Source organism: Parabacteroides sp. KHUB-01 (assembly GCF_056640935.1).
In genome coordinates this window covers 423,986-447,440 of sequence record NZ_CM153256.1, presented here as the reverse complement: position 1 = coordinate 447,440, position 23,455 = coordinate 423,986, and the positions used below count along the sequence as shown (strand labels likewise).

At 40.3% G+C, this 23,455-nt stretch carries 28 protein-coding genes and 2 pseudogenes; 23 read left to right on the top strand and 7 right to left on the bottom strand.

The annotated features are described in order from the left end of the window. Positions 1–89: 89 nt before the first annotated feature. Positions 90–878 carry a mobilization protein gene (locus ACYIAR_RS02225; RefSeq protein ID WP_373134499.1) on the bottom strand — a complete coding sequence of 263 codons (789 nt, stop codon included), beginning with the start codon at positions 876–878 and terminating at the stop codon, positions 90–92. Between the two features lie 296 nt (positions 879–1,174). Continuing rightward, positions 1,175–1,348 (bottom strand): annotated as a pseudogene (locus ACYIAR_RS02220) (tyrosine-type recombinase/integrase); the annotation flags it as partial. 268 nt (positions 1,349–1,616) lie between these two features. Between ACYIAR_RS02220 and ACYIAR_RS02215 the strand changes: the two are divergent. The 4 genes from ACYIAR_RS02215 to ACYIAR_RS02200 all read left to right on the top strand — a co-directional run bounded on the left by ACYIAR_RS02215 (position 1,617) and on the right by ACYIAR_RS02200 (position 6,353). Further along, on the top strand, positions 1,617–2,846 hold the full coding sequence (locus ACYIAR_RS02215; RefSeq protein WP_480331827.1) for a tyrosine-type recombinase/integrase: 1,230 nt from the start codon (positions 1,617–1,619) through the stop codon (positions 2,844–2,846). Positions 2,847–2,865: 19 nt separating this feature from the next. Continuing rightward, positions 2,866–4,068, top strand: coding sequence for a site-specific integrase (locus tag ACYIAR_RS02210; RefSeq protein WP_480331825.1), 1,203 nt, complete (start codon positions 2,866–2,868; stop codon positions 4,066–4,068). 103 nt (positions 4,069–4,171) lie between these two features. Next, positions 4,172–4,453, top strand: a complete 282-nt coding sequence (locus ACYIAR_RS02205; protein ID WP_480331823.1) for a hypothetical protein — start codon at positions 4,172–4,174, stop codon at positions 4,451–4,453. Positions 4,454–5,189: 736 nt separating this feature from the next. Beyond that, complete coding sequence (locus ACYIAR_RS02200) at positions 5,190–6,353, top strand: IS4 family transposase (RefSeq protein WP_480331821.1); 1,164 nt, start codon at positions 5,190–5,192, stop codon at positions 6,351–6,353. Positions 6,354–6,853: 500 nt separating this feature from the next. Here the strand turns inward: ACYIAR_RS02200 and ACYIAR_RS02195 are convergent, their stop codons facing one another. Continuing rightward, entirely contained in the window at positions 6,854–7,756 is a 903-nt protein-coding gene (locus ACYIAR_RS02195; RefSeq protein ID WP_480331819.1) for a nucleotidyl transferase AbiEii/AbiGii toxin family protein, read from the bottom strand. Further along, entirely contained in the window at positions 7,749–8,513 is a 765-nt protein-coding gene (locus ACYIAR_RS02190) for a type IV toxin-antitoxin system AbiEi family antitoxin domain-containing protein (protein WP_480331817.1), read from the bottom strand. Before ACYIAR_RS02190 ends, ACYIAR_RS02195 begins: the two co-directional genes overlap by 8 nt. Positions 8,514–8,812: 299 nt before the next feature. On the opposite strand from ACYIAR_RS02190, the gene ACYIAR_RS02185 reads away from it, so the two are divergent. Then, positions 8,813–9,166, top strand: a complete 354-nt coding sequence (locus ACYIAR_RS02185) for a hypothetical protein (protein WP_480331815.1) — start codon at positions 8,813–8,815, stop codon at positions 9,164–9,166. A 74-nt stretch (positions 9,167–9,240) separates the two neighbouring features. Here ACYIAR_RS02185 and ACYIAR_RS02180 read toward each other — a convergent pair whose 3' ends face one another. Further along, positions 9,241–9,552 (bottom strand): helix-turn-helix domain-containing protein, encoded by a 312-nt coding sequence (locus tag ACYIAR_RS02180; RefSeq protein ID WP_480331813.1) that lies wholly within the window; start codon positions 9,550–9,552, stop codon positions 9,241–9,243. A gap of 44 nt (positions 9,553–9,596) precedes the next feature. After that, positions 9,597–9,794, bottom strand: a pseudogene (locus ACYIAR_RS02175) (helix-turn-helix domain-containing protein); the annotation flags it as partial. Positions 9,795–11,233: 1,439 nt separating this feature from the next. Here ACYIAR_RS02175 and ACYIAR_RS02170 point away from each other — a divergent pair. From ACYIAR_RS02170 to ACYIAR_RS02115, 12 genes are all read left to right on the top strand, one after another. Further along, positions 11,234–11,608: a single-stranded DNA-binding protein gene (locus ACYIAR_RS02170; protein ID WP_480331811.1), complete on the top strand. Its 375-nt coding sequence runs from the start codon at positions 11,234–11,236 to the stop codon at positions 11,606–11,608. A 233-nt stretch (positions 11,609–11,841) separates the two neighbouring features. Then, positions 11,842–12,150, top strand: a complete 309-nt coding sequence (locus ACYIAR_RS02165) for a helix-turn-helix domain-containing protein (protein WP_094383297.1) — start codon at positions 11,842–11,844, stop codon at positions 12,148–12,150. 20 nt (positions 12,151–12,170) lie between these two features. After that, positions 12,171–13,640 (top strand): type II toxin-antitoxin system HipA family toxin, encoded by a 1,470-nt coding sequence (locus tag ACYIAR_RS02160; RefSeq protein ID WP_252345005.1) that lies wholly within the window; start codon positions 12,171–12,173, stop codon positions 13,638–13,640. Between the two features lie 773 nt (positions 13,641–14,413). After that, entirely contained in the window at positions 14,414–14,791 is a 378-nt protein-coding gene (locus ACYIAR_RS02155) for a single-stranded DNA-binding protein (RefSeq protein WP_027326084.1), read from the top strand. Between the two features lie 322 nt (positions 14,792–15,113). Next, positions 15,114–15,464, top strand: coding sequence for a hypothetical protein (locus ACYIAR_RS02150; RefSeq protein ID WP_094378792.1), 351 nt, complete (start codon positions 15,114–15,116; stop codon positions 15,462–15,464). Positions 15,465–15,483: 19 nt separating this feature from the next. Then, positions 15,484–15,705, top strand: coding sequence for a DUF3873 domain-containing protein (locus ACYIAR_RS02145; protein WP_027326082.1), 222 nt, complete (start codon positions 15,484–15,486; stop codon positions 15,703–15,705). Next, the gene (locus ACYIAR_RS02140) at positions 15,702–15,947 is read left to right on the top strand and encodes a DUF6956 domain-containing protein (RefSeq protein WP_480333526.1); all 246 of its coding nucleotides are present in this window, start codon (positions 15,702–15,704) and stop codon (positions 15,945–15,947) included. The genes ACYIAR_RS02145 and ACYIAR_RS02140 overlap by 4 nt, the downstream gene beginning before the upstream one ends. 52 nt (positions 15,948–15,999) lie before the next feature. Beyond that, on the top strand, positions 16,000–16,581 hold the full coding sequence (locus ACYIAR_RS02135; protein WP_480331807.1) for a hypothetical protein: 582 nt from the start codon (positions 16,000–16,002) through the stop codon (positions 16,579–16,581). Positions 16,582–16,637: 56 nt separating this feature from the next. Beyond that, positions 16,638–16,805 carry a ribonuclease P gene (locus tag ACYIAR_RS02130; protein WP_144007540.1) on the top strand — a complete coding sequence of 56 codons (168 nt, stop codon included), beginning with the start codon at positions 16,638–16,640 and terminating at the stop codon, positions 16,803–16,805. Between the two features lie 161 nt (positions 16,806–16,966). Further along, a complete protein-coding gene (locus tag ACYIAR_RS02125) occupies positions 16,967–17,719 on the top strand; it encodes a ParA family protein (protein ID WP_094378785.1) in 753 nt (250 codons plus the stop codon). A gap of 5 nt (positions 17,720–17,724) precedes the next feature. Further along, complete coding sequence (locus tag ACYIAR_RS02120) at positions 17,725–18,069, top strand: hypothetical protein (RefSeq protein WP_480331804.1); 345 nt, start codon at positions 17,725–17,727, stop codon at positions 18,067–18,069. Between the two features lie 137 nt (positions 18,070–18,206). Next, positions 18,207–18,707 (top strand): hypothetical protein, encoded by a 501-nt coding sequence (locus tag ACYIAR_RS02115; RefSeq protein WP_480331802.1) that lies wholly within the window; start codon positions 18,207–18,209, stop codon positions 18,705–18,707. Positions 18,708–19,359: 652 nt separating this feature from the next. Here ACYIAR_RS02115 and ACYIAR_RS02110 read toward each other — a convergent pair. Then, the gene (locus tag ACYIAR_RS02110; RefSeq protein ID WP_480331800.1) at positions 19,360–19,494 is read right to left on the bottom strand and encodes a hypothetical protein; all 135 of its coding nucleotides are present in this window, start codon (positions 19,492–19,494) and stop codon (positions 19,360–19,362) included. A gap of 553 nt (positions 19,495–20,047) precedes the next feature. On the opposite strand from ACYIAR_RS02110, the gene ACYIAR_RS02105 reads away from it, so the two are divergent. The 6 genes from ACYIAR_RS02105 to ACYIAR_RS02080 all read left to right on the top strand — a co-directional run bounded on the left by ACYIAR_RS02105 (position 20,048) and on the right by ACYIAR_RS02080 (position 23,291). Next, on the top strand, positions 20,048–20,200 hold the full coding sequence (locus ACYIAR_RS02105; protein WP_480331798.1) for a hypothetical protein: 153 nt from the start codon (positions 20,048–20,050) through the stop codon (positions 20,198–20,200). Between the two features lie 306 nt (positions 20,201–20,506). Next, a complete protein-coding gene (locus tag ACYIAR_RS02100; RefSeq protein ID WP_480331797.1) occupies positions 20,507–20,965 on the top strand; it encodes a DUF2958 domain-containing protein in 459 nt (152 codons plus the stop codon). A 27-nt stretch (positions 20,966–20,992) separates the two neighbouring features. Then, positions 20,993–21,535, top strand: a complete 543-nt coding sequence (locus ACYIAR_RS02095; protein ID WP_027324303.1) for a hypothetical protein — start codon at positions 20,993–20,995, stop codon at positions 21,533–21,535. A 60-nt stretch (positions 21,536–21,595) separates the two neighbouring features. Further along, on the top strand, positions 21,596–21,895 hold the full coding sequence (locus ACYIAR_RS02090; RefSeq protein WP_480331795.1) for a hypothetical protein: 300 nt from the start codon (positions 21,596–21,598) through the stop codon (positions 21,893–21,895). Positions 21,896–22,062: 167 nt separating this feature from the next. After that, on the top strand, positions 22,063–22,797 hold the full coding sequence (locus ACYIAR_RS02085; RefSeq protein ID WP_480331793.1) for a ribonucleotide-diphosphate reductase subunit alpha: 735 nt from the start codon (positions 22,063–22,065) through the stop codon (positions 22,795–22,797). Then, positions 22,794–23,291: an SLOG family protein gene (locus ACYIAR_RS02080; RefSeq protein ID WP_278967694.1), complete on the top strand. Its 498-nt coding sequence runs from the start codon at positions 22,794–22,796 to the stop codon at positions 23,289–23,291. Before ACYIAR_RS02085 ends, ACYIAR_RS02080 begins: the two co-directional genes overlap by 4 nt. Positions 23,292–23,455 lie beyond the last annotated feature (164 nt).

Below are 23,455 nucleotides of genomic sequence, written 5' to 3'. Positions count from 1 at the left end.
TAAATTGATTTTCAGCAAAGAAAGATGGTGTATTATTGGTTAACTGGTGGATTATAAGTTAACCAATGGATAGTAATGTTTTTTCTATATTAATCCCTTGAAAAGGGAAGAGATTGTGCAACGAGCGGTGTTCCGATAGGAATAATTTTTATTGTAAACCGTCCTTCATTACAGGTGAGTTTGCTGGAAATGGTCAGTATTTCTGTATCTTCAAGCATAAGCTGAAAACTTTTTTTGATGAAATGTGCTATTTGCATGTTTGAGCATCCTAACCGCTTTCCGATATTTCTAGCTAAATGGTATAGATCTTTTGATGTAACTCCATTCAAACGACGTAATACAGCTGTCTTTATTTCTGTTTTATTGTTTAAGGCCATAATATTTTCTTTCATGACACTCATTTCATTGCTTGTCAGTATATCTTTGAAAGTAGCTTCAAAATAAGACAAGACTTCTTTTATTGTATCATCTTTTTCTTTTTTGATACGTTCTCTATCCAATCTTACTTCTTCCTCATGAGAGTACAATATAGAATTTTCTGTCTTTTCTTTACCATCATCAATGGTTTTATGAAATAGTTTTATGGATAGTCGACCATTCCTTTTCGTATTTCCCTTTATTTTGGTAACCCTTCTACTTCTTTGATCTTGTAATACATCAATAAAATTACATATTGTAGGTACAATATATTTACAGTAAGCTGTTTCAACCATAAATATGATTGTAATAAAAAGTAGGGTAGTGAAGAGTGAGTATAATACAAGGTCCAGACTATGTGGAGAGTTTCCTTTCAATATCAGATATCTGGGAATTGAGGTAATTGAACATATTGCAGTTACATATATTACAGCAAAATGGAATAAATTTAATCTTTTCATAATTAATGATTTTTTGTTATTGATTTTGATGCAAATATATTTTTGAAGTATCAGAAATTAAAGGAAATGATTACAAAATGTCTGGTTTTTAATATAATATAAGTATCATACTTCGTGAAATTGCCAATCATACTTATAAAAAAACGAACAAAGAAAATTTACATTTTTAACTGTATTTTGTATTGTTACATAAATGAAAAAGCCGTTGGGAAACTCCGATTTTCCCAACGGCTATACATATAAAAACTTTTGATCACTATTGCATGTTTATTTCAGATATGCAATTTTATTGCATATTACTTTAGTGATATCTTATCGACAGTTTCTCTTTTCTTTTCACTCACTAATTCAGCATAGATTTGTGTTGTTGCAACATTCTTATGAGTAAGCATTTTTGACACTGTGAAGATGTCCGTACCGGCTGCGATCTGTAGTGTAGCATACGTGTGCCTAAAGCAGTGGAAAGCAAGTAGCAAAGCAAACAATTTCGGAATAGAATAAGGCAAACGTAAACGGTTGAGAAACAACTAAAAGTGAATTTCTTGCACTATCTACTTAACGCAAGAAGTAACGGTTATGAGCAGGAGTTCAGTTACCAAATCGTTAGCTTGGCTGTTGCCGAAAGCCGAGTGGTAACGAAATAATCTGCAATAGCATCACATTGCGTTGATTGTCATCATTTTGCATAACAAAGAACGCTTATATATAGGCTAACTTTGCCACTAAAAATATAAGCGTATGAAAATAGAAAAATTCAAGGTGTTGCTCTACCTTAAAAAGAGTGGATTAGACAAGTCGGGTAAGGCTCCCATTATGGGACGCATTACCGTAAACCGAACGATGGCGCAGTTCAGTAGCAAGCTGTCGTGTACTCCCGAATTATGGAATCCTCGCGAGAGCCGACTAAATGGCAAAAGCAAGGAGGCTGTTGAAATCAATGCCAAGATTGACAAGTTGCTGCTTGCCATAAACTCGGCATTTGATTCTCTCTTGGAACGCAAGATTGATTTCGATGCAACAGCAGTCAAAGAAGCGTTTCAAGGTAGCGTTGAATCTCAAATGACGCTGCTTAAGCGATTGGATATTCATATTGATGATATGCAGTCGAGAATCGGTATCGATGTCGCCAAGTCATCTATGTCAACCTATATCTATACTCGTAGATACCTTGGTGAGTTTATTAAAAAGCGTTTCAAGGTTGAAGATTTGGCTTTCGGGCAGTTGAATGAGCATATGGCATATGAGTTTCAGGAGTATGTCTTGAAGGATAAAGGTCTTGCTGTTGATACGGCAAGACATTATCTGGCCATACTCAAAAAGATTTGCCGATTGGCTTTCAAAGAGGGTCATGCAGAGAAACGCTATTTCGTAAATTTCAAACTTCCAAAAGAAAACAGGAAAGCACCACGAGCATTGAGCCGTGAGGACTTTGAGAAAATCCGAGATTTGGAAATTCCGGCATCAAGAGTAACGCATAATATTGCAAGGGATCTATTCTTGTTCGCTTGCTATACAGGCGTTCCCTATGCCGATGCTGTTTCAATAACAGACGATAACATATATACAGACGATAACGGTGCATTATGGCTGAAATATCTGCGAAAGAAGAATGAACATTTGGGTAGAGTGAAACTATTGCCCGAAGCTATTGCTCTGATAGAGAAATACCGCAGCAATGAGCGCAAGGAGTTATTCCCGATGATACACCACCCTAATCTGCGAAGGCATATGAAAGGACTTCGGGATTTAGCCGGGATTAAGACGGATTTGGTCTATCACATGGGGCGTCATACCTTCGGAAGTCTGATTACGCTTGAAGCAGGTGTCCCCATTGAAACAATCAGCAAAATGCTTGGGCATACCAACCTTACCACTACTCAACTTTATGCTAAGGTAACACCTAAGAAGTTGTTCGATGATATGGATATATTCATCAAGGCAACAAGTGATATGACATTAGTTTTATAACCCACAAAAAGTTTGAATTATGAGAAGTACATATAAACAACTGTACTACATTAACCGCAGCAAAATTAAAGCCGATGGTACAACCGCCATTATGTGCCGAGTAACCATTGATGGCAAAGCCACTGTATTATCTACAGGACTCTATTGCCGTCCTGATGACTGGAACGGTAAGAAAGGCGAAACAAAGAATATTAGAATCAATGGCATGCTCAATGACTATAAGAATCGTATTGATGATACTTACAATAGTCTGCTAAAAACAAATGGTGTCATTACTGCCAAATTGCTAAAGAATGCCATTACGGGTGTTTCAGATATTCCAAAATACATATTGCAAGCAGGAGAGATAGAGAGGGAACATCTTAAAATCCGTTCCGTACAGATTGACTCCACATCTACATATCGCCAATCAAAGATGTACCAACATTATTTGCGTGAGTATATTAATTCGTTGGGTAAGGAGGATATGTTATTTACCGATATTACAGAGGAATTGGGCAACAGCTATATTCTCTATATGAAGATAAACTACCCGCATAAGCCATCATATAGGAACCATTGTTTGTGTTGGCTGAAACGGTTAGTCTATTTGGCTGTGGATAATGGTATCTTGCGTTTCAACCCAATAGAAGATGTCCAGTATGAGAAAAAACCTCCGAAGAAATTGATGTACATAAGCAAAAGTCAATTGCAGGATATTATGAATCATCCAAAGCCTGATCCATTGCAGGAGTTGGCGAGACGAACATTTATTTTCTCTTGTTTTTGTGGATTGGCGTATGTGGATGTGCAACGATTATATCCTCATCACATAGGAACAACAGCGGAAGGGCGCAAATACATTAGAACCTACCGTAAGAAAACAGATGTAGAGGCATTTATTCCACTGCACCCGATTGCCGAACAGATTATTTCGCTGTACAATACCACAGATGACAGCAAGCCAATCTTTCCATTACCTTGTAGGGATATGATTTGGTTCGAGATACACGAATTGGGATTTGCACACCAGTTCAAACATAACTTGTCCTACCATCAATCGAGGCACACATTCGGAACGCTCCTTGTCTCGGCAGGAGTTCCGATAGAGAGTATTGCCAAGATGATGGGACATACCAATATCCGTACAACTCAAGGCTATGCAAAAGTAACTGATGATAAGATTTCGGAGGATATGGATAGATTGATTGAGAAAAGAAAGATAATAGAGAATATATTATGAAGTAATTTATGTCATAATAATTATTAAAATATGACAATTTGTCTCATTATACACACTGGTTTACTTTTTGTTATATTCTATTTGTAACTTAATACTTAAATATATGAACGAAAAATACAATGTTTTAGTCACATATGATATAGAGCAATATCATACTCAAGTAAGAAAAAGGTTAATCGAGAATTTTGGGTTCGAAGAAGTTATGATTGGTGACAATAATACTAAATGCTATCTGCCGAACACAACTTTATTTAAGAAAAATACAAAAAAGGAAGAATCACTTGAGATAGTACAGTCCGTATGTAATTCATTAAATGCAAATCTAAAAAGATGTATATGTACAAAATGTGATAATTGGATTGCATTGGTAGGGGAAGAATTATAGCTTTTTAAAAAAAATTATCAGTCGCTTATTTCCGTTGCTGTCCATTAAGTTAGTACAGACTCTTCTGAAAGTGTAAAGGTCAAGCGGCAAGCCGTTTCGGGCAGAATCTTCCTCCTACGGAGAGTATTCAGCCCGAAAACCTTTTCCCTTTCACGTCTGTACAATGGACGCTATCGGCAACGGAAACAAACGACTGACGGAAATGTAATTAAAACACAAGAAGAACAGCGTACAGATAGGTATATAACTTGAACGCCTAAATGTACGCTGTTCTCGTTTCTATCCATAGGAGGGGATTTCTTTAGGAATCATAATAATTGGGCAGACGGTAAACTGCACTCCCTCCAGAAATATAATTTAGTTTTGTTTGCTCCTACTTCTTAGTCCCTTCCCAAAACCATCTAACAAACTGATAGGACAAACTTATTACCAAAAACATTGGAGCAAAGATATCATATAGAAGTTCTACCCAATTTCTATTAGTCCCTTCTGTATAATAGTAATATTCATCCAAGACATTGTTATACTCTGATATTATATGTTTAAATTCTTCGATTTCTTGAGGTAAGAATGTCTGATTCCCTGTTTTGAAATTTGGTAACTTAAAGGATAAAGTCATTAGTGTCCACTAAAAATTTATAAATAGTTCATTGAAAATACTGATAATTAGATAGTTAGGGGTAGTTTTAGGGCCGAACGGTTTTGATTTTTATATTTGCCAGCAAATCAGCTGGTTATGCATAACAAATCATACGTTTTTGCTCAATTAACATCGTCCTTGAACCGTAATAAGTTCAATAGAATCGTTGCTAAGTATCACGGTGACAGCTACATAAAGCACTTTTCATGCTGGAATCAGCTCAAAGTTCTTATGTTCGGTCAACTCTCCAGACGTGACAGTCTTAGAGACTTGATAGTCGCAATAGAGGCTCACCGAGGCAAGGCTAAGTTCCTTGGATTCGGAGACTCTGTCACACGCAGCAATCTTGCAAAAGCGAACCAGAACAGGGACTATCATATCTTTGAGGAGTTTGCCTACTATATGGTAGAACAGGCTCGTACTCTGAAAGTTACAAAGATATTCAGCCTAGCCGGGAACATTTATGCTTTCGATTCCACTACCATCGAACTCTGCCTTGCTGTATTCTGCTGGGCGAAGTTCAGGAAGAAGAAAGGCGGTATAAAAGTTCACACGCTATACGATGTTGAAGCCCGAGTACCAGCATTCTTTCACATTACTACAGCCTCAGTTCATGACTCCCAAGTGATGAAAGAAATACCGGTTGAGACAGGTGCCTACTACATCTTCGACCGAGGATACAACTTCTTTTTACAGCTCTACAGGATCGAGTGCGCATGTGCATTCTTCGTAGTTAGAGCCAAAAAGAACCTACAATACAAGGTCATCAGATGGAAGAGACGAATGCCAAAAGGCGTGTTATCTGACTCAATCATAGAACTGGTAACTTACAAAAGCCGTAACGATTATCCTAAGCAACTCCGCAGAGTTGAATACTACGACGAGGAGCTCAAGAAGAACTTTGTTTTTCTTACTAATGCAATGGATATCACTGCCTTAGAAGTAGCTCTTCTATATAAGAACCGCTGGTCAGTAGAACTGTTCTTCAAATGGTTGAAACAGCATCTGAAGATCAAGAAGTTCTGGGGTGACTCTGAAAATGCAGTCAGGATACAGATCTACACTGCCATCATTTCATATTGCTTGGTGGCCATTGTACATCATCAAATGAAACTTGACCGCACAATCTATGAGACCCTACAGATCCTCGGAATATCACTTACCGACACGACACCACTTCAAGACCTCTTTAACAAATCTAACTTCAGTATTGACAAAGAACTTGACGGGTTTTATGAACCCACTTTGTTTGATTTTTAACTTTTATTAACCGTCCACATTTTTAGTGGACAGCAATGGGATAAAGTATCAATATATCGCCTTTCTTTGATGCATTCTAAAATAGAGTCTTTATTAACAAGAATCCATGAATACATAGTTTTATAATCTTCATCAATTAACTCAATCTCCTTGGGGCTATATATTGTAGTATTAAATGTGCGATTATATATATTGGGATCTAAGTCCCAATTTACCCTCCATTCAAATGTATTGATTCTGTGGCTCCGTATATTTGCCTCTCGTGTGTAAAAGAATTCTCTGTTATCACTCAATATGCAAAATATACCTAAAGATGCGAAGATTAAACACCAAAAATCAAACTTCCGCCATTGTTTATCCGATATTGATGTATTCTTTACAATGAATATCCCTATTAATGTCAAAATGACTAACAAGATAATTAGGTAAAGAGGATTTATCAATAGATTTTCATACCAACTCATATTATATGTAATCAATTTGTAAAATAAGACAAAATATTATCTACCAAAGAATTGTTTCAATCGCTCAATACCTTGTTTGTGCTTCTGTGGGTTGGTCTCTTTTAGTTTGATGATGTTCTGCAACTTCCACTTAACCGATGGGTAGTTGCCCAAATCCCCTGCACAACACTTGCCCCAATCGGGTGTTCCTTCTTCAAATGACAAAATAAAGTCTTTATCTGCCTCTGTTAATGCAGCATTGACTTGTGCAATCAGATTTGTTCTCGCTTCTTCGTAATCTGCATAACCAAATTCGACATCAGACATTCCATTGAATTGCTTTTCTAAAGCGTCAGCTTGGTCAATGCTATTGGGTTGCAAAGATTCAATAATGGGTTTGTCGCTACCGAGTAGGCATAACATAAAACCATCTTTCACATCATCGAAAGATGAAATTTCCATATACTTGCAATCAAACAAATCTCGTGGATGCTGGCGACTCAATGCAGCAGTTATCTTACCACCATATAATTGTGAATATGACACAGTACGAGCTTTACATGCCATACTGAATTCTTGTTGAGCCTTGTCACACAACATTTTTTCTTCAATCACTCCGATTAGACCTCTCTTCGTGCCATTTACCTCAATCTTAACAGTTGCTCCGTTGAGTGTGCATTGCAATTTCCAAACATCATACTTCGGAACGACTTTAATGCCAGGAACAGACTTCTCTATATTAGCTTTAAGAGTTTTTAGATGTTCGTTAATGGTTTTCAAACTCTCTTCTCTTTCCTGTATTGGAATGTAGGTCAAGTCAATATCCACAGAGTAACGAGGCATATTCTTATGAAACAGATTGATGGCTGTTCCCCCGTGAACAGCAAAATCCTTGATACGATAAACTGAAGGCATAATGCGTATCAAAAGGGCTACTTGTTTTTTGTATATATCATTCATATTCGTTCAATTCTTTAGGTATTGTAATTCTATACTTCTTTATATATATTCCGTTCTCTACTAATTGCTGCTTGGATGTGCCGAGATTTATTCTGTCTATATTCAGCATGTCGAACCAATAATGCCCTGCTTTTTCGGCCATATATAGGAAAACTCTTTTTATTCGCTGATTTTTTATATGTTCAAGCAGTGTTTGCACCACATCAGCACGCAATGAGGTTAATTGCTCCATTATATAGTATAAGTCCATGTAATTATATTGTTCTGGAGCCAAAAGCAAGCATTCCATAAAAGCTTGTTCTGGAGAAGATACTAAAACATCAACACCCTCTATCTGTAAGGTACTTGTTTGGGGTACATCAATCATTTTAGTGCTAAATGGCTTGAAATTCTTGTCAAAAGAATCACTTGTCATCCATTTGGGTATATTGGAATTATGATGGGCTACCATAAGTAAGGGCTTTCCCATCGGAACATAATGATTAAAGCCGAAAAGTTCCAATGCAGAATGTGCAGCCACTCTCGCCTTTTTATTTAACTGTTCATTATAACAAGACAATGCTGCGAATGAAGATAATGAATCTCCTGTACGATACATAACCCCTTTATCTAAAGTCGCAAGCCATCCAGATTGTCGATACTTTCTTATCAACTGATCTGAATAACCATTTTTCCTTAACCAATCAGAGAAAAAGAGTCCATTCTTCTTGCCTGACATAAGCAGTTGGTTTAATTTACTTTGATATTCTAAACTCATAGTTTATAATAATCGATTAAATTCAACCGCAAAGATAGTGTTTTTCTTGATAAGCACAATAAACATGGTTGCTTTTATTCGTCAAAACTAAACCTATGGTATAGAATAATCAATTAAAAGCAACCCTACGCTATCTACTTAATATCATGACATATCGACAGTCGACGATTGATAATCAATAAAATATTTGCTTAAACACTGAAAATATGACATATACATAGAAGGTGGAGCGTTTTTTGTAATACTCTTTATATAATCAACTTTATAAGTTAAACTAATTATAGAAAGGAGGTGTTAAAATGAAAGCAAGTGTACAGTATAATGACTTTATTGGAACTGCAGCTGCAGATATAAACGATTGGATTAGATTGGATGAGTATTTAAAACAAAAAGGGGTTGATACAGAACGATATGAGCCTATTGGGGCAGAATTTTATCATGGTGAGCGCTATTTTGGTGCTTCCATTATCTGCAAGGATAAACAATTAGAAAATCCTAACAAAGCTGTAAAAATTTCTTTTGAAAAGGGATTAAGTAAAGAAGAGTTTTTCAATCTCTTTAAAAGATTCAATGTAATTATCACTAAAAAATACGGTGAGTATCAAAATTGGGAGTTAGATGAAGACACTATTTTAATAGATGATAGAAACTAATATTCCAATATGACTTAAATATACACAGCTGTACCCTTTACTATTACAGTCAAATGGTGCAGCTGTATATAATCCTATTCACTATCCCGTAGCCTATACGCCTCCTTGAATCCGCTCATAATGGTTCGTTGCACATCGGAGGTGCGGTAGAGGATTTTGCCACCCACCTGAATGTAAGACAAGATGCCATTGTTTCGATAATCTTGGAGCGTTCTTCGGCTCACTTTCAAGATGTGGGCGACCTCCTTGTCGGTCAGCAGTTCATCGTTGAACGCACCTGGCTGTCGGCTCTCAAATAACTTCTCAATCGACACCAATAGTCTGTCAATGTTTGAGTGGAACATCTTTACCCACTCGTGGTCTTTTTCCCAGATTTCATTGTTCATACGCTTTTAGTTTTTATCATTGTTACTTTACTCATTACAGTTGGTCAAATGGTTCTACCTCGCCATTTGGCTTCCTTGCGTCTATCTTCCACAATCCTGATAATGCGTTCAACATCTTCGGGACGATAGTAGGTCTTGTTACCAATCTTACTGAATGCAAGCGTTCCGTTATCACGAAGCGTCTGCAATGTCCTCGGACTGATACGCAGCTTTCGGCATACATCGTGATTGTCCAACCACTTGTCAATACAGAGCGTGTAACACTCTGACTATCAGCGTATATAGTGTATAACGGTCGGTAATTGAGCCGTTGGTCACACTCTCTGTACTTTCCTGTTAATCCTTTGAATATCAGCGGTTTTGCTATTTTGTCATGATTTGACCTTCCATTGGGGAGATGTCTTCTAATTAACATTTTCTACTTTCCCACGCAGATTTTCAACACATCTGATTATCAGTGTTTTACGTATTAAAAGGACGATAGTTGAGCCGTTGTCCTTTTGAAAACATTTTAGCTTGATTATCAGCTATTTGTCTAAATTTTGCTTTCTCTTCTTTTCATTTTGAACCTAATTTTGCAGATTGTAAAATTAACATATTTAACATTCAATAACGCAATATTGCTATGTGCTCTTATCAAAACGTAGCGTAATCTTGCTTTGTTCTGCAGATCCAGTTGTTCAACATGAACACCTCGAAGAACTTGTATGTGTTCATTCTGGCATATGCTTTCATGCTTTTTGGAGAATGCAATTCTATCTTGGCTCGACATCTTGCCGATAAGATGTATGAGTTGCAATCTATATTACCTGTTCTAATGATGATGCAAAATTACCACAAATACTTTTCATTGTGGCATTTTTATACTGAAATCAGTCAAAACACCTCAAAATTTAACTTTCTTCAGTAAAGAGAAAGAAAAAATGGAGTATCAGCTATTCATACAAGTTTATTTCGTCATATACATATATATGGCTTCCATAAACCTGTAAACTCAATCTCTGTTCCTGTTCTAAGCCATTTGAGGTCATGACATTTGAGTTTAGAGAACATGTATATATACATGAGTAATTCTAAACTTAAACTTACATGCCATAAGTTGAGCCCGATGGCTGCTCATTGACGGCAGGGTCAGTCCTTCTATTTCTCCTTGCTGAATTACTTCTTTCTTTAGCTTCTGTGAATCATTGCGAGAACCGCATTGCGTTTACTCTCGACATCCAAATCCTCAGGTGTGCCTTCCTTATGTTCCCTTCCTTGTGCGTTCTCCGTCTTTTCATCTTATTTGCATCCCCAAGCTCTTCATACTGTTGCTCAGTTTCCGACCATCCTTCAACGGCTATGGACACGATGTTTGTGCATCGCTTGTTTATCTGATATAGATACCTGTTTCCTTTATCTAACACCGACTATTTGATTTTCTGCACTTTTCTCCACTTCTTATTTTGGACGAAGCAGACACACTTGCTTTTTCCGTCGCAAAGTTAGTGCAAGCCGCATTGTATCAAGTACCAGTGCCTTATTACCTGAATTATTTCAAAAACTTTTTCGTCTGACATCATCCAAAAAACTTTTCTGTGCCAAGGTGAAATAACTCGGTAATTCCTTGCTTGCCTGCTTTCCTTGCCAACTCTGATAGCAACGTAAAAAATAAATGTTTCACTTCTAAAATATCAAAGTTATGAAAAAGATTGAAAATTCTTTCGTAGTAAGCGGTTTCGTAGGTAAGGATGCAAGCATCCATCAGTTCTCAACAGCAAGCGTTGCACGTTTCTCACTGGCCATCAGCCGTACTGAGAAGAATGGCGAGGAAACAAACCGCATATCAGCCTTCATGAATGTAGAGGCATGGCGCAAAAACGAGAACACCTCTTCCTTCGACCGCCTTGTAAAGGGAACTCTCCTTACGGTAGAAGGCTACTTCAAGCCTGAGGAATGGCAGGATGCCGATGGAGTTAAGCACAACCGTGTGGTTCTCGTCGCAACCAAGTTCTACGAAGCTGTGGAGAAAGAAGAAACTCCTGCTCAACAGGAGAGCAAGACAAAGAAGGGCTAATAACCTTTCTCGTCATCAAAGAGCGGCCATCGGGTCGCTTTTTTTTGTGTTTTGGGCACTCTTTTTCCTTACAGAACCATAAAATTTGCTCTTTATCCAACATTTTCCTTGCCGTTATGCATTTATTTCAAAAACATTGCGTAATTTTGCAGTCGTAAATATAAGCGTAATATAAAATAGACGATAATATAATCTATAAATTATAGCAAAGTATAAAATAAAAGTGTGACATTATGGCTGACTATTACGAATATTCCATACCAGAATTGATAAAGCTGCTTGGAGCGAGATTCAAAGATTATCGTCTGCGTAGTAACATGACGCAGAAGGATGTCTCTGAGCAATCTGGTATCACCATTACTACCATTCACAAGTTTGAGAACGGAACGTCAGGCAATATGTCGCTTGGTACGTTCCTATTGCTGATGAAGGCTATCGGCCAGATAAATACTCTAGACGAACTGATGCCAGAACTTCCAGATTCTGCATATCTCATCAAGTCAGAAAAGAAGGTTCAACGAATTAGACATAAGAAATCATGATAACAAGCTCCCTTAAAATAATGCTCTGGGACAAGGAAATCGGTCGTTTGTCATGGGATGGCAGGAAAGGAATTTCGTACTTCGAGTTCAATCCTGCTGTTATCGGTGGCGAACTAGATCCTTTCCCTCTTATTGCTTCTACCAAGTCACCTGCAAGCCGTCGTCCTATCATGGGAGATAAGGAAATGAAGCTTTACCGTAAATTGCCTCCTTTTCTTGCTGATTCGCTTCCTGATGCTTGGGGAAATCAAGTCTTCGAATGTTGGAGAATACAGAGCGGCATCCGAAACCAGGAAATCACTCCTCTTGAAATTCTCTCTTTCATTGGCAAGCGAGGAATGGGAGCATTGGAGTTTATCCCTGAATCATCTGGCATTAAGAAGTCCGAACAACTCAATCTTAAAGCTTTGACGGACTTGGCTCAAAAGATATTCACTGAGCGTGAGAACGTAAAGATAATGCCAGATGAGTCTTTGACGATGCAATCCTTGATAGCTGTTGGCACCTCTGCAGGTGGCAGACAGCCTAAAGCCATCATTGCCATAAATCCAAAGACAGGTGAGATAAGAAGCGGACAGATAGCTGGGCAAAAAGAGTTTGAATACTGTATTCTTAAGTTTGGTGATCCTTCACGTTCTTCTGCTGAGCTTGAAATGGCTTATTACAAAATGGCTACAGCTGCTGGTATCAACATGATGCCATGTGAACTTATTGAAGTTGAGGGACAGAATCACTTCATAACGCATCGTTTCGATCGTGATGAGGAACGTAAGCTTCACATGCAGACACTGGCTGCCTTATACCCCGAGGCAGACAGCTACGAGAAACTGCTGATGGTATGTCGTAAGATGCGACTTCCTGAATCCACACAGGAAGAGGTATTTCGCAGGATGGTGTTCAACATCCTTGCCAACAACACCGATGACCACAATAAGAACTTTTCTTTCCTAATGGACGAAAACGGTCATTGGCAGTTATCGCCAGCATATGATATGACCTATATTTTCAATGTCGGAGGTTTCCTTCCAGAGACTATGCACTGCCTTATGATGCAAGGAAAGCTGCAAGGTCAAACCCTTGAAGATGCTCTTGCTCTCGCCAAAGATAATGGTATCAGAAAGGCAGAAACCATTATCAAAGAGGTTGCTTCTGCTATCTGTAAGTTCCGTAAATACGCAGAAGAATGTGGTGTAGGTCAGCAATGGATAGCTGCTGTTGAAACTTGCTTGAACAACCATCTGGCAAATTGGGGCTTCTTGCCAGATAGCAGTTCACCATCATTTGATATTGATGGCATTCTATATGAGAATGTACGTGTAGAACAAACTTACAAAGGCAATTTCCATCTTCTTTGCGAGATACAAGGAAAAGAGCGTAAGTTTGTTATATCAAAAAACAAAGCAGCGTATGCAGAGATTGAAGAAACAGGAACTTCCAACCTCTCGATAGAACAACTGCATACACTGGTTGAAACATACCTTGCCAGGTAAATCTACATATTGATACTACATAAAGAGCGGCTTCGGTCGCTCTTTTTTATACCTTCTCCCTACTGAAGGAAAACTGTCTTTTTTACATTCGAAAGTATGGGTAATAGACTTGAAACCATGAAAACATTTGAGTTTGGAGAACATGTATATATACATGAGTAATTCTAAACTTAAACTTACATGCCATAAGTTGAGCCCGATGGCTGCTCATTGACGGCAGGGTCAGTCCTTCTTTTTTCTCCTTGCTGAATTACTTCTTTCTTTAGCTTCTGTGAATCATTGCGAGAACCGCATTGCGTTTACTCTCGACATCCTAATCCTCAGGTGTGCCTTCCTTATGTTCCCTTCCTTGTGCGTTCTCCGTCTTTTCATCGTATTTGCATCCCCAAGCTCTTCATGCTGTTGCTCAGTTTCCGACCATCCTTCAACGGCTATGGACACGATGTTTGTGCATCGCTTGTTTATCTGATATAGATACCTGTTTCCTTTACCTAACACCGACTATTTGATTTTCTGCACTTTTCTCCACTTCTTATTTTGGACGAAGCAGACACACTTACTTTTTCCGTCGCAAAGTTAGTGCAAGCCGCATTGTATCAAGTACCAGTGCCTTATTACCTGAATTATTTCAAAAACTTTTTCGTCTGACATCATCCAAAAAACTTTTCTATGCCAAGGTGAAATAATTCGGTAATTCCTTGCTTGCCTGCTTTCCTTGCCAACTCTGATAGCAACGTAAAAAATAAATGTTTCACTTCTAAAATATCAAAGTTATGAAAAAGATTGAAAATTCTTTCGTAGTAAGCGGTTTCGTAGGTAAGGATGCAAGCATCCATCAGTTCTCAACAGCAAGCGTTGCACGTTTCTCACTGGCCATCAGCCGTACTGAGAAGAACGGCGAAGAAACAAACCGCACATCAGCCTTCATGAATGTAGAGGCATGGCGCAAAAACGAGAACACCTCTTCCTTCGACCGCCTTGTAAAGGGAACACTCCTTACGGTAGAAGGCTACTTCAAGCCTGAGGAATGGCAGGATGCCGATGGAGTTAAGCACAACCGTGTGGTTCTCGTCGCAACCAAGTTCTACGAAGCTGTGGAGAAAGAAGAAACTCCTGCTCCACAGGAGAGCAAGACAAAGAAGGGCAAATAACCCTTCTCGTCATCAAAGAGCGGCCTTCGGGTCGCTTTTTTTTATGCATCTCCTTTTCTTTGCCGAATGGGTGTTCCTGTTATAATGATTGCCATACATCGACTTCTGGGAATCGGTAGAAATTCTGTTGCGAAGGTAATGGTTACGTCTCATCTCCTGCAAGGTCAAGGCTGCCCGCTTTGATGGAAAATCTCCACACCTTTCGGGTAGTATTTTGCATCAAAACCTTGCCAAGATAGCCGTAACACCTTCTGAAAGCAACATAATTTTTAACCATTCCCGAAGTAGTTGATCTACGAAAGGGAGAAAAAACAATATCAATATGACGACAAGAGAATCGATTTTGAGCCGACTGACCAAGGGTGTTAGTGGCACAGACCAGGAACTTTTCAGCAAGGATGAGTTGAACAAGTTTGCGGACTTCTACCGTGACAAGTGGGACGAGAACACAAGCGAAGACGTAATTGCTGAGTCCTTTGTGGATTATTGGTGGGACACTGACAGAGCCTGCCGTAGATGCTCTGAGTGCGGCAAACTCATGCGTGAAGGCTATTGTGTGGATATGGGAGTAGCCTACTATTGCAGCGAGGATTGCTTACATAGTGACTTCACAGATGAAGAGTGGGCAGAAGAATGCGAAAGCAATGACCAGAGTTATTACACAGAATGGTAACAATTCTATCAATTCAGATATGGAACAGAAAATGACTATCAATGGAGTAAGCACCTGCACCATCGCAGGTGCTGAGAAATACGAGAAATATCAGTCGGGCATAGGCAGAAAGAGACGTACACTTGTACAATATGACTACCGACATGCGGACGGAGAACTCTTCTCTTGCGTATGCGCAACGCTTGAAGAGTGCCGGAAGAAGCGTGATGAATGGATGAAAAGGAAGGAGGGAACAAGATGATTACTTCTTACATGACACTTATTGTCAGGTTCAACTCGCCCATTGCAGTAATAGATGAAGTCTTTAACGATGCGGCTTATTTGGGAGTTGGCAATCTGAAAGAATGGATTGACGATTACGAAAGCACACGTTTCACCGCAATAGACGAACAAACGGCAGTCATCACAAGCGAGTATAACATGGAATGCGTAAGGGAATGGCTTGAACATCATGCTACATTCGCAGTAATAGCAGAATACTAATAGTGTGGCGGTGCATTACCGCCCACATTTCACAATAAACAAATAGACAGTTATGGCAAATCAGGCAACTACCACCTACAAGGTGACAGGTTCTCGCAAGGCTGTGAGCGACCTTTGGAAGACCCTTCAGGGCATGAATGTGAACACCAAGAATGTATGGCTGAACGAATTGGCAGACTTCTATGGCATCGACTACGGAGCAAAGCAAATCAGCGTCAGAGGGCATATCTATTGGGCAGAGTATGAGGAAGATGACGAGAATTCTCTTCTCTCGTTTGAGACAGAAAGCGCATGGGATGCGTGCACCGAACTCTTTGAGGAGATAAACCATCATCTACACGATGAACTCTCTATCAGTTACCGAGTTTGTGAATGTGGATGCGAAGTTTACTACGTCCATGATGAAGGCTCTTTTTTCCCCGAAGAGTGTTGTGTCAGTTCAAACGGCAAACCATTTGAGGACGCTTATGATGACGTTTACGATACGGTGAAGGATGCTATCAACGAATGGGTATCAAAGACCGGAATCGAACAAGGAGAACGCACAGAGGAACAGATGGTTGACTTCATCAACGAGTATGAGTATGAGAATGAAGAAACCTACTTCTATATTCGTGTCTTCACTTTTGAATAAGAAACAAGCGAGAGCATGAGCAAGCCTTGTGCTCTCGCATTAAACCTACACAGAATATGTACGAATATGAATCAGAATTATTGGGAGAGTCTTGCGAACTGGGAACCCCATGGAAAGGCTGCCGCTTTGCTACAATCATTGAAGATTATGGAAAGGAACTGCTTGTACAAGTGAGCAATGGTGCAGAGGTGACAGTACTCAGAGACGAGGTGTTTATACTCTGACCACCTAACACTTCTCCTGACTATAAAGGCTGTCAGGAGAAGTGACAAGGCTAACCAAAGTAACGTCAGTAACTTTGTACACGTTAATACAAGTAGCCACGTAGCCTTGTGGACTTGTATAGTTGTACACATTTATACATATATACATAATGGAAATAAGTATGAAACAGAAAATCATTACGTTCGCCAACCACAAAGGAGGGGTGTCAAAGACCACTTCTACAGCCTCTATCGGGGCTTGCATGGCGCAAATGGGAAAGAAAGTCCTGCTCATCGACCTCGATGGACAGGCAAATCTCACATTGTATTTCATCCCTAACGAAGATGAGATTGAGACCAGCATCTTTGATGCTCTCGTAGATGGAGCACCATTGCCAGTGAAGCATATTAGGGAAAATCTCGACCTTGTGCCATCTTCACTTGAAATGGCGAGTGCGGAGATTGCCCTGACCAATCTCTTGGCAAGAGAACAGCTGCTCAGTAGGCTTCTTGACCCAATCAGACAGGACTATGAATACATCCTCATCGACTGCCCACCTTCATTGGGCATCGTCACCACGAATGCCTTTCTTGCAGCCGATGAAATCATCGTGCCAATGACTCCTGAGCTGCTTCCGCTCAAAGGAATGAGGATGCTTGATGCTTTTGTGACCAACCTCCAAAGAGTGAAGCCCTCTCTTCGCCTGGGAGGTGTGTTCATAGCCCGCTTCAACCATCGAAAACTGAACAAGGTGGTTGAGCAAGCCGTAAAGTCTCGCTACGAAAGCATCACCATGAAGACCCGAATCCGTGAGAACATAGCCCTCGCCGAGTCGGCAGGAAGCGGAAAAAGCATCTTCGAGTACGACCCTAACTCCAATGGAGCCAAAGATTACCTTGCGTTGACGGAGGAGATTATTTCACGTAATCAATAAAGACCATGGGAAAGAAGAATATGGACATCCTGCTTGGCAATATCTTGGGAAATGCTGCCATCAAGCCGCAGGACAGGTATGAAGAGCCGGCTGCTCCTTTACCAGAGAATGATGCTCCAGCACCATCTACGAAAGCAACAACCAAGGAAAAGCCTGATGACACTTGGCGACACTTCTCCTTTATATGCTCAAAAGCCCTTGTGGACAAGGTGCAAGCTATTGCCCACAAAGAAGGCTTTACTATCCGTTCCTTCATGGAATATGTCATGAAACAAGGTATAGAGGCTTATGAGTCCAAGCATGGAAAGGTGAAGAAAATCAGGTCGAAAGAGATTCATGAGGTGATGTAGCCATGTGGATATGTAGCCATGTATATAGGTGGACGTGTACACATGTGGACATGAATACATATAGACATGAATACATATATATATGTGGACGTGAGAACATAGTTCAAAATATTAGTAACCAATAAAATAAAAAGACAATGAAAAAGTATTTCCTAACCGCCATCCTATCATTGTTGGTGGCAACAGTGTTTACCTCTTGTGGTGATAATGACATTATCGAAGAAACTGAAAAACCATCATCCGAGCTCAAAGTATGGGTAGAGCCGTATCACATCAAAGGTGCGTCCTTGGATGAAGTAACAACTTACATGAGTGGTACAATGATGCGTTACCATTTCGAGGCAGAGAACAAGACCGCTGATAGTTTTCAGTTGGCATATAAGACGGGTAATGGCAACGAGGCTATTCTCTATAGTTTCTTGCGAAGCGACAGCACCCTGTATTCAGTCATAGATACGGAACTTATCTCCAACAGCCGTCTGATAATAGACTATCTGAAGAAACACTACACTCTCGTATCTGCATCCGATGAAACTTCCTACCAATACTGTTTCACCACCGAGGATAGGTCTATGGTCATTACCACCATGAAGGTGTCTGATTTATGTTTTAACGTGAACTATTCCTTTGTTTATTGAAATAATGAAGATTGCCACTATCAGATTTTCCAGTTCTGGTGGTGGCAATCATTCTTTTGTGTAGTTGTATTCATGTGGACGTGAATACATGTACACAACTGTATAATCTTCTATGTAAGACCTTTATAATCCTTATCTCGTCGAAAACGATGAGTTATTCTTTTTCCAGAGTATTTTCATTTGCCAAGATACAGCTTCGCCCCACACCATGAAGGATGCAACTGGAGTTCCACCTGAGAGACCTTTCATTTATATCAGCAGAGCATGACGTAAAGCCAGGTCACTCAGCAGGAAGGAGCATCACGAAACGGCATGCGGTACCTAACAAACTGAGTAGGTGGGACGCAAGCGTTACCCACTTAATCAGTTTGCCTATACTGCATGTCCATTCGTCAAGAAGATGCTCTTGCTCACAGCTGCATTCTTCATTGACCCTCCCTTCTTTCAGCTTATATAAAGATGGCTGTCCTCGTTTCAACATGCTTCTTTCCCTGCTATAACGTATAATCCTTTCTTTAGCTTAACCTTCGCCCACACCGATGTCCGCAAACACTAACAGTTTGATGGAGAGACTTCCTTTGCTCCATGGTCGAGCGTATCGACTATGGGCAGGAAGCCTCTCTATCAAAGGTACGACATGAACATTCCGTCATCAAAGATAGACGAAGAGTTCATTATTGTCGCACTGGCTGTTGGTGTCTGCAAGGACATTCCCACCCACATGTTTTACAGCTTCGCCCCACACCATGAAGGAAGCAACTGGAGTTCCACCTGAAAGACCTTTCATTTATGTCAGCGGAGCATGACGTAAAGCCAGGTCACTCAGCAGGAAGGAGCATCACGAAACGACATGCGGTATCTAACAAACTGAGTAGGTGGGACGCAAGCGTTACCCACTTAATCAGTTTGCCTATACTGCATGTCCATTCGTCAAGAAGATGCTCTTGCTCACAGCAGCATTCTTCATTGCCCCCTCCCTTCTTACAACTTATAAAAAGATGGCTGTCCTCGTTTCAATATACTTCTTTCCCTGCTATAACGTATAATTCTTTCTTTAGCTTAACCTTCGCCCACACCGATGTCCGCAAACACTAACAGTTTGATGGAGAGACTTCCTTGCTCCATGGTCGAGCGTATCGACTATGGGCAGGAAGCCTCTCTATCAAAGGTGCGACATGAACATTCTGTCATCAAAGATAGACGAAGAGTTCATTATTGTCGCACTGGCTGTTGGTGTCTGCAAGGACATTCCCACCCAGCTGTTATAATGCTTCGCCCCACACCAACCCCAAACCATGTTGCAATTTTGGTGAGAGTCTTCCATTCAAGATCTAACGACTATGAACAGAAGACACTCCCCAAAAGGTGGTGACGTGAAAAGTCTTCAATCCATGCCCACTTCCGTAAGGATGGAACTAAACGCTCCATTCTTTCTGAAGTGGGCTCTTTGTATTGATGACACTTCACTTTTGTCACCACTGACAGCAAGATGATTTGGAATTAGCCCACCCGATACAGTTTTAACCGATTTCCTTTCTGGCGATACTATGTTTTCTTTTCTGAGTTATAATGTTCCTCCATGTCGTCCGTAGGATTTCGGGAATATTTTTCTGCGAAGTTATTGCGTCCTTCAACAAGTTTGCAAGTCGTGCCTTGTGAACAATCTTCCTTTTTCTACAAAAAAGAGTATTCTTCACGTCAGACTTGCATGATTGTCTTGTACGCACTTCTGAAAGCAGAAAAATCTTCCCAATCCTGTCCGAAAGGACTTAACGAAAGGGAGAAAAAATCTTAGAGATATGAAAACAGATTTGAACATGCAAAAGAACAATGGCAGCAGAGCCGAACAAGGTTCGAGCACTGCAAGAACCCAGGAGTGTGCAACAAAGACTAACCGCCTGATAACATCTGAGTTGCAGAAGAGATTGGCAGACTATCCTCTTTATTCACAGGATGGCAAGCATAAGGATGCTCTCTGCATTGCTGTGTTTTACCTTGGCAATATCCGCTGGTACATCATGGAAGGACAGCAGGAAGGCAATGACTTTACGCTCTATGGCATCGTTACTGGACTGCAAGAGACGGAGTACGGCTACCAGTCTGTAACCGAAATGGCAAGTATCACCTATGATGCAAGCGAGTACGGACTTGGCACTTTGAGGATTGAGCAGGACATGGATTTCAAGCCTTGCACCCTTGCAGAGATTGAGGACGCAGAACTGCAGGCGTTTCTCTCACGGCTCTATGACAAAGACTAATATATAACCCTATAAACGCATAAGATTATGAAGATTATCGTAATGGACAGCGCAAATGTTCGCATCGAAGTTTTGAATGTTCCCGACCACATGATAAACGAGGACATCGAGCAGTTCTTGACAGAGCATGATTATTCGCTTAACAACATTTCATGGATGGCAGCCCCCATTGACTTTGTGCCGGTGCAATTCCATGATTACAGCATCAGCCAACCCAACGGAGAGTTTATGCATGCATCACGTCACGCAAGGCTCAAAGACTTTACCATCTATGACAGTGTGCAGGAAGTGAAAAACAGAGAGCAGGAAGAACTTGCAACCGCACTTCGACTTCATGGTGAAAAGGTGGATGATGGCTATGAGTGGCACTTTGAGGGAGAATGTCCCATCGTAGCCGCATACGACTATGATGAGCCTTGTGACGTGGTTATCCTTGCTGTCAGAATGGATAAAGACGGAGACATCACTTTCATTGGTGATGAGAAGAACGACCGAGGCAATGAGCATGAGATTAAGGCAGATGACATCTTTGCTGGTCATATTGACTTCATCATTTCAGAGATTGGATAGTAATTCACTTTAGGGATAGGTGGCTACAATGCTGCCTATTCCTAATAATCACAAAGTATTATGAGACAAATATTTGTAGTTTATGAAACCGATGCATGGCATAGCATGAGCCATCGAAAGTGTGCAGGCGTTTTCACAAGCAAATGGGCGGCAGTGAATGCCATTGTGAAGAACCATCGCATAGAGTTGGAAGAGTTCTTCGACAAGGACGAGATAGAACAAACCTCAAAACGTGTGCTGAAAGCAGAAGCAAGGCGCATACTCCGTAAGGAACTTGAAATTGCCTACCAGACCCAAGGCTATGAGACGAATTATGACATTGAGGTGTGGAACATCAATGAGTGGTATCTAAACTTATAAGACCCCGAATGACTAACAAAGAGCGAAAAGCAGTACATCCTCTTTTACTATCTTGGCAAGTCCTATCATGTAGGGTTCACGTAAAGATGCTCTTTACTTCCTGTCGGACGGGTGATTAGGGAGAATTTTCTGCGAAGTTACCACTGTTCAATGCAAAATGGCAAGTCGTGCTTCGTGGACAATCTTCCTTTTTCACAGAAAAAGAGTATTCTTCACGGCAGACTTGTCTGATTGCCTTGACCGCACTTCTGAATGCAGAAAATCTTCCCAATCACAGTCCGAAAGGATTTAACGAGAGGGAAATAAAAATCAGAAGAACAATGAACATGGTCAAGGTTTACATCAAAGGACAAGAAGACAAGAACCTAAGCAGTTTCTTACGTTACTATCCTGCAAGAATAAAAAACATTGGGTTTGATGCTGTTTTTGACAGACAAATCATCTATGACTTCAAGGATGGTCACAACCATGCAGAAGTAGCCAAATGTGTTGCAAAGATGTTGGTGAAGAAGTATGGACGCAAGATAGGCAAGGTAGTCTTCTCTTGTGTTCCTGCAAGCAGCCAGGAACGAAACGAGGCTCGCAACAAGTATTTCTCCGAACTTGTATGCAGGCTATCGGGTGCCATTGATGGTTTTTCACATGTAAGAGTAAAAGGGGAACGTACTGCCGTTCATGGAACAAAAATAAAGAAAGAATTACGCATGAAGAGATTACAGGAGGGTATGAACATTGAGGTGGATGCAGATTTCTTCAAGAATAAGATAGTCTGCATTTGGGACGATGTGGTGACAACCGGCTCTTCCTTTTGTGCTTATAGTAATCAATTAGAACAGGTTGGGGCGCATGTTACAGATGGCATATTCCTCGGCAAGACATCATATAAATATGTACAGCAATGAAAAAAAGAAACAACAACTCATTTGACAGGGCTAAATCAGCAGCCTTCACAGGACATCGTTACTATGACTTCTCACGAAAAGAGATTATCAGGCAACGTCTGTCACGAGCCATTGTCGAAGCATACGACAATGGCATCCGAAACTTCATTTCGGGATTTGCCACAGGCATAGACCTTATGGCAGCTCAGACCGTACAGTCTCTGAAGCTCTCTCACCCAGGAATGGTGCTCACCGCCGCAATACCTTTCAGAGGACAGGCTGGCAGGTTCAAACCACATGACAGGAGGTGTTACGATGAACTTATAGAAAAAGCAGACGAGGTGATTGTATTGTCGGAACATTATTATCCGAGGTGTTTCCTTGACAGGGATGAGTTTATGGTATGCAATGCAGCACAGATTATTGCCTATTATGATGGTAGGGAAAGAGGAGGAACTTATTACACCATAAGAAAGGCAAGAGAGATGGGTATTTCTGTTACAAACTTATATTAGAACGCTTATGAATGAGATATTTGATATTGTTGTCATTGTCGTTGTCTTCCGCGTGCTGTTCGCTTTCTTAGGAGCATGGTGGCATGGGGACGAGCGCAATGATTTCAGACGGGATAGATAGTCATAGTTCTACATGTAATGACTAAGAATTGTAGTGGCAGCCT